A 6,296-nucleotide genomic window follows, 5' to 3' on the forward strand; every position below is an offset into this window, starting at 1 on the left:
GTTGGTGGCATAATAATTATCAATAAGGAGAACGTCGTGAAACTGGTTCATTTTAAAAAATATGCCGTGGCGGTTTTGTTTAGCTTAGCTTCTCTCAACTTAGCTTGGGCGGCTGCAGATCCTCTTCCGTCTTGGAATGCTGGTCCTTCAAAAACGGCGATTATCAAGTTTGTTGAAGCGGTAACGAAAGCAGACTCGCCAGATTTTGTTCCAGTCGCTGAACGTATCGCAACATTTGATAACGATGGAACACTATGGTCTGAGCAACCAATGTATTTCCAGGTGCAATTTGCACTTGATCGAGTAAAAGCTTTAGCTCCTTCCCATCCTGATTGGCAGACGGAAGAGCCATTCGCCAGTGTGTTGAAAGATGATATCAAGAACCTGCATACCGAAGATTTGATGAAAGTGTTGTATACCACTCATGCTGGTATGAACACCGAAGAGTTTGACGCAATTGTTAAAGAGTGGATTGCGACAGCGAAACATCCAATCACAGGTAAGAAATATACTGATATGGTGTTCCAACCAATGCTGGAACTGCTTGATTACTTACGCGCAAACGACTTCAAAACCTTCATCGTTTCGGGTGGCGGTACAGGCTTTATGCGTGCTTGGGTCGAGTCTGTTTACGGTATCCCGCCAGAACAAGTGGTCGGTACAACCTTTAAGACTGAGTATGTGATGAATAACGGCATACCAGAGATCCAACGTTTGCCTGAAGTTTTGGTTAACGATGACAAAGAGATGAAAGCGTTAGAAATTTACGAGCGTATTGGTCGTCAACCCATTGCTGCATTTGGTAACTCAGACGGTGATTTAGCTATGTTGCAATGGACATACGCAGGAAAAGGTCTGCGTTTCCCAATGTACATTCACCATACCGATGAGAAACGCGAATACAAATACGATCGCGAGTCGCATGTTGGTCGTTTGGACAAAGGTTTAGACGAAGCAAAAGCAAAAGGTTGGGCTGTGGTGGATATGGCGAAAGAGTGGAAAACTGTTTATCCAAACTAGTGCTTTCCAAACTCTGCTAACCAAACCAACTGCATTTGTTGGTGAAAATATGCAGTAACAGTAAATGAGAAGCCGCAATTTTGAGTGATTGCGGCTTTTTTTATACTGTGATTAACGCGATATTTTTTGCGCGAATTTTTGCCTGAATTTCGTCTTCGAGGTTGGTGTCTGTGATGATATGAGTGGTATCAACCAAATCACATGCTTTATACAGCGAATAAGCACCGTATTTAGAGCTGTCCGCAATCAGGACTTTCTTGTTAGCATTAATAATAATGTCGCGCTTTAACGCTGCTTTTTCGTCTGTCGGTGTTGTTATACCTTTTTCAAGGCTCCAACTATTGCAGGTTAAAAATGCAATGTCCGGGTTGATTGAGCGTAACAATTGTCTACCGTGTTCGCCAATCGTGGATTGACTGCTGTGGTCGACAGTCCCTCCTGTCACAATGACTTCAATCTGTTTAAACTCAGAGAGGAAAAGCGCGATGTGCAAGTCAACCGTGATCACTCTAATGGGTAAGTGAATAAGATTTTTCACTAATGCCATTGAAGTGGTTCCGGCATCCAGCACTACAGAATCACCAGCCTGTACCAGTTCTGCTGCAGTTTCTGCGATATGTTGCTTCTCTCGCATACTACGCAGCATCTTTTCATTGGTTGTAGGCTGGTTTGCCACAAAACGGTTAAGCGATACTCCACCATGGGTTCGGGTAATGACTCCTTGTTCATCGAGCTTTATTAAATCTCGACGAATTGTGGCGGGAGATGCCGCCACAACTTTCACTAAGTCATCGACTGTCACCAAATTATGGTGTTTAAGGAATTCAATTATCTGCTCAACGCGGTGATTTTTCATACATTGCTCAATTTGACCGCCAGCTCGACGGATTTAACCATACTTTCGGGATTCGCCTTACCTGACCAAGCAATATCAAAGGCTGTGCCATGATCTGCTGAAGTGCGGAAAAAAGGTAATCCGGCAGTGATGTTAACACCATCGTAAAAGCCCATCAATTTCAACGGGATGTGGCCTTGGTCATGATACATAGCGACAACGATATCGTACTGACCTTGTGAAGCTTGTAAGAACACAGTATCTGGCGGGCAAGGACCATAAACATCCAGACCTTCTTGTTTCATGGTTTCAATACATGGCGTTAGAATTTCAATCTCTTCTTGCCCAAATAGACCATTTTCGCCAGCATGTGGGTTCACGCCTGCAACCGCGATTTTGGGTTGAGCAAAGCCTGCTTTTTTCATGAACTCGTCAGCGATTTTAATCACCGTATTTACGCGAGTCTTGTTGAGTGTCTGTAAAAATTTAAGTAATGCGATATGAGTCGTTACGTGGATAACGCGTAAAGTATCTGTGTAAAGCACCATAGCGTAATCTTTGGTGTCAGTAAGTTTTGCAAGTAGCTCTGTATGCCCGGGGTAGTGATGTCCTGCTAGATGCAGTGCTTCTTTGTTCAATGGCGCAGTTGCAATAGCACTAATTTCGCCATTTAACGCTAGCGTAGTCGCTGTTTCTATACAGCGGTATGCAAGATCACCCGCTTGAGCTTGTACTTTACCGAACTCAAAATTTTCTAGGTCAGTCAAAGGCGTATCAAGAACATTCACGATTCCTGATTCAAACTGAGCTTCGCTGACTTTGTTGATGATGTTGATTTTCTGTGGCTTAGCCAATTTTTTATCGATTACCATCTGAAGAATTTCTGCACTGCCAATCACAACGCAATTGGTTCCTGAAAGAGAATTTGTCTCGAGTGCTTTAAGAATGATTTCAGGCCCTATCCCTGCAGGATCGCCCATTGTGATACCAATGACACCTTTCATTGTCTGACCTCTTTATGTAATTGTTGAATAACTTGGGAAAAAGTAGCGGGATTGCCAAAGCCACCGGCTTTAGTGAAGATTGGAAACGGAGTGAGCTCGCTATCGAGCAATCCCCAAGGGACACAGTCCGCAACCATGCCTCCGATTTGGTATGAGGAAGCGTTTAACTGCCGAGCAGTTGCTATGGCGATGTCGCCACCGCAAAGAATCATTCCACCTAATTGTTGGTGGTCTGATGCAATGATTTGATAAGCCAGTTCAGCCAGACATTCGCGAACGTGCTCAGCTAATTGCTTTTGTGATAAGTCGTTTTTTGCGGCAATTGCTTTCAACTCATGTCTTAGTTCTATGCTTTTACAACTGCGTACAACACAGTTGTCTCCTGCCCGCAAAATTGCTGCTGCTTTAAACGCAATATTTTCCAAGTAGGCTTTATAGTTTTCGGACAAGAGCTCATTGAGTTCCAAATCAACGACTTTAGCTATTTCATTATCAATTAAGTATTGAGACTGCTTGAGTGTCATTGCACTCATTGAACCGATAATTGCTAAAACGGGAGAGTCCGTCGTTTCTATAGGCAACTCTAAATTCAACTTTTTATTCACAAGCGCGTGGGTGAGTTCTCCAGTAGTAACAAAGACTACCGGAACATTCAGTTGGCTCGCTGCGCTATAAAGTGAATACAAATCATCATGGGATTGCGTATCGCATACGATAATTTCAGTACCAGCTTCATAAAATTGAACAAAATTTTGAATATGTGACGAATTTTTTTGTTTAGGGTAGAGATATTCAGCTGTCTCACAGGTAGTTTGAGACTTAATAATGCATTCAACTCGGGACGAGTGAATTGGTGATTTAGGATCAGACGCAAATTCGGTTTCAGCTAGTGGTATGTCATTGATATAGCAAATACCGTTAATGGTTTTTCTTTTGGAAAAAGGAGCTGCAATGGCGACGATTGCTAGTTTGTAGCCAGCCTCAAGCAATGCTTCTATTTCACTTCCAATGTTCCCGCGTAATGTTGAGTCCACTTTTTTTATAAGAAGAGGTTGTTGCTGAGCTAATTGATAGCTCTGGGAAACAAGTTTTAGTGCTGATTTTGCGTCTGCTATTTCTAGATCTCTGGAATCAGTACAAATAACACCAACATGAGATGAGGTGCGTTCGGTATTCGCTGCTGCTAACAAAACTTTTGTTGCGACACCTGAAGAAGCCAACGCGACACCTATATCATTTGCACCTGTAAAGTCATCAGCAATGATATAGCTCGGTTTGTTTATTTCTTCCTTCATGCGATTTCTGTACTCCAAGATTTATCGACTGGATTCATTGTAATCAAAAAATCACTTTAATAAAGTCTTTTTTGATTAAATTTAATCATTATGATTATTTGTGAGCTAAATCCCGCATTTAAAATCTGATTTTATGTATAAATATGATTGTTTGATGAATGAGATGATTAAAAACAATCATTTAGGCTAAGGGAAAGGAATGAATATATTTACAACAGTAGTAAGTGGCGGCGTTGAACAGATGTTGCGTGTCCTATCAAGTGATGACCATTTATTACTGATGACGGACAACAATGTGATTAAGCTGGATCAAGTACAGTCTCTATTATCATCGTTGGATAACCAAGGTTATAACTACACGCTGATTAGCGATTTGCCTGCTGAGCCGACCAATCATGATGTCGAACATTTAATCAATACATTGCCCCAGAGAGTCGATGTTGTCTTAGGTATTGGTGGGGGTAGCGTCTTAGATATCTCTAAGTTGATTTCAGTGTTATATGTTGGTTCTTCTCCTTCTTTGGAGCGTTTCAATCAGCTATTAAACGGTGAAAAGCCAGAATCCAGAATCCCACTTGTGCTTGTACCAACCACTGCTGGTACAGGTGCAGAAGCGACGCCAAACTCAATTATCGCTCTGCCTGAGAAAGTAACTAAAGTCGGTATTATTTCACCTGTCATGCTACCTGACTATGTTGTTTTAGCACCTGAACTAACGACTTCGATGCCTTCTCATATTACAGCTTCAACAGGCATTGATGCATTGTGTCACCTGATTGAGTGTTATACCGCGAGTGTTGCTAATCCTGTTGGTGACAATTACGCGATGATTGGCATGCAGAAGTTTTTTGCCAATATCGAAAAGGTGATTGAAGCTCCGACAGATCTCACCGTTCGTCTGAACTTACTATGGGCGTCTTATTACGGTGGTGCCTCTATTTCTCATTCGGGAACCCACCTTGTTCACGCGCTTTCTTATCCGCTTGGTGGCAAATACAAGATTCCTCATGGTTTGGCGAATTCATTATTGCTTGTTCCCGTTATGAAGCATGTTTATCGCCATTGTGAAGAGAAGCTTGCTAACGTCTATCGTCTTCTTCCAAACGCTGATCTTGAGCTGTCTGAGCCTGATATGGCTGCTGCCTTAGTTGAGTATCTGGAGCAACTGGTTAGCAAGCTTGGCTTGCCTACTACATTAAACGAAATTGGTATTGAACGAGACCAGTTACCTGAATTGGCTGCTGGTGCTATGCAAGTGACTCGTTTGCTGAATCATTCCCCGGTAAAAGTAACGGAAGATGATGTTCTGAAACTTTACCAAAGTATCACAAATTAAGGACTTATTATGACTAGCCCAATTACTGGTCCACACGTAGCCATTGTCACGCCTTTTGACGAGGCAGGCGCTATTGATGAACAAGCGCTAAGAGCTCAGGTTCGCAGGCAGGTTTCTAATGGCAATAAGATTTTTTGTAACGGAACAAATGGTGAGTTCTTTGTCTTGAATGACGCTGAAAAACGCCGAGTGACAGAGATTTGCCTTGATGAAGCCAAAGATAGTGAACTGGTTGTTACTCATATTGGTGAAACAACTTTGGCTCAAACAATCACTCATGGTAAAGATGTTGCAGCAATGGGTATTAAAGCCGTATCTGTGATTACTCCTTGGTTTTCAGCTTTAAGGCCACAAGAGCTTGTTCGTTATTTCCAACAAGTTGCTGATGCTGTGCCAGTACCTGTTTACCTCTATAACATTCCAGCGCGTACAGGTAACACTATTACGCCTGAAGTCGCAGCTGAACTTGCTAAACATCCAAACATATACGGCATTAAAGACAGTGCGGGATCGTTGGAAAGCTTGCAAGGATTTCTTTCTGTTAGCAACGATGCAGAAAATTTCGATGTTTTAACGGGACCTGATTCTTTAATTCTTACCGGTTATCAACTGGGCTGCGTTGGATGTATTTCTGGAATTGCCAACATAGTACCTGATTTGGTTAACCAAGTTTACCGCGGCTTTAAACAGGATGAGCAGGGTTTGGCTAACGAGGCTCAAGAAAGAATTAACTACTTAAGATCAACGCTATATCCAATCGCTTTTGCTCCTGCGGTTGTGAAGAAAATGATGAATTTACTGGGTGA

Annotated in this window: 6 protein-coding genes; 3 read left to right on the forward strand and 3 right to left on the reverse strand. The window is 42.3% G+C overall.

Annotated elements, in window-relative coordinates; genetic code table 11:
* Window positions 1-36: 36 nt before the first annotated feature.
* The gene (locus ACK5MF_RS08010) at window positions 37-1,020 is read left to right on the forward strand and encodes an HAD family hydrolase (RefSeq protein ID WP_416921043.1); all 984 of its coding nucleotides are present in this window, start codon (window positions 37-39) and stop codon (window positions 1,018-1,020) included.
* 100 nt (window positions 1,021-1,120) lie between these two features.
* Here the strand turns inward: ACK5MF_RS08010 and ACK5MF_RS08015 are convergent, their stop codons facing one another.
* Genes ACK5MF_RS08015 through ACK5MF_RS08025 form a run of 3 tightly spaced genes read right to left on the reverse strand, consistent with a single transcriptional unit; the run spans window position 1,121 to window position 4,154 of the window.
* On the reverse strand, window positions 1,121-1,876 hold the full coding sequence (locus ACK5MF_RS08015; protein ID WP_416921045.1) for a DeoR/GlpR family DNA-binding transcription regulator: 756 nt from the start codon (window positions 1,874-1,876) through the stop codon (window positions 1,121-1,123).
* Window positions 1,873-2,859 carry a 4-hydroxythreonine-4-phosphate dehydrogenase PdxA gene (gene pdxA, locus ACK5MF_RS08020; RefSeq protein ID WP_416921047.1) on the reverse strand — a complete coding sequence of 329 codons (987 nt, stop codon included), beginning with the start codon at window positions 2,857-2,859 and terminating at the stop codon, window positions 1,873-1,875. Before pdxA ends, ACK5MF_RS08015 begins: the two co-directional genes overlap by 4 nt.
* Window positions 2,856-4,154 carry a four-carbon acid sugar kinase family protein gene (locus tag ACK5MF_RS08025; protein WP_416921049.1) on the reverse strand — a complete coding sequence of 433 codons (1,299 nt, stop codon included), beginning with the start codon at window positions 4,152-4,154 and terminating at the stop codon, window positions 2,856-2,858. Before ACK5MF_RS08025 ends, pdxA begins: the two co-directional genes overlap by 4 nt.
* 199 nt (window positions 4,155-4,353) lie before the next feature.
* Here ACK5MF_RS08025 and ACK5MF_RS08030 point away from each other — a divergent pair, with 199 nt between their 5' ends.
* On the forward strand, window positions 4,354-5,490 hold the full coding sequence (locus tag ACK5MF_RS08030) for an iron-containing alcohol dehydrogenase (RefSeq protein WP_416921051.1): 1,137 nt from the start codon (window positions 4,354-4,356) through the stop codon (window positions 5,488-5,490).
* A gap of 9 nt (window positions 5,491-5,499) precedes the next feature.
* Window positions 5,500-6,296 (forward strand): dihydrodipicolinate synthase family protein (locus tag ACK5MF_RS08035; protein ID WP_416921053.1); only part of this gene is annotated, 797 nt, incomplete at its 3' end.

Origin of the sequence: Vibrio sp. (assembly GCF_047973365.1) — a bacterium.
Classification (GTDB): domain Bacteria; phylum Pseudomonadota; class Gammaproteobacteria; order Enterobacterales; family Vibrionaceae; genus Vibrio.

Excerpts from the sequence above, each read along its gene's own strand:
- ACK5MF_RS08030 (WP_416921051.1), top strand. The coding sequence starts at position 4,354 with ATGAATATATTTACAACAGTAGTAAGTGGCGGCGTTGAACAGATGTTG.
- pdxA (WP_416921047.1), bottom strand. The coding sequence starts at position 2,859 with ATGAAAGGTGTCATTGGTATCACAATGGGCGATCCTGCAGGGATAGGG.
- ACK5MF_RS08025 (WP_416921049.1), bottom strand. The coding sequence starts at position 4,154 with ATGAAGGAAGAAATAAACAAACCGAGCTATATCATTGCTGATGACTTT.
- ACK5MF_RS08015 (WP_416921045.1), bottom strand. The coding sequence starts at position 1,876 with ATGAAAAATCACCGCGTTGAGCAGATAATTGAATTCCTTAAACACCAT.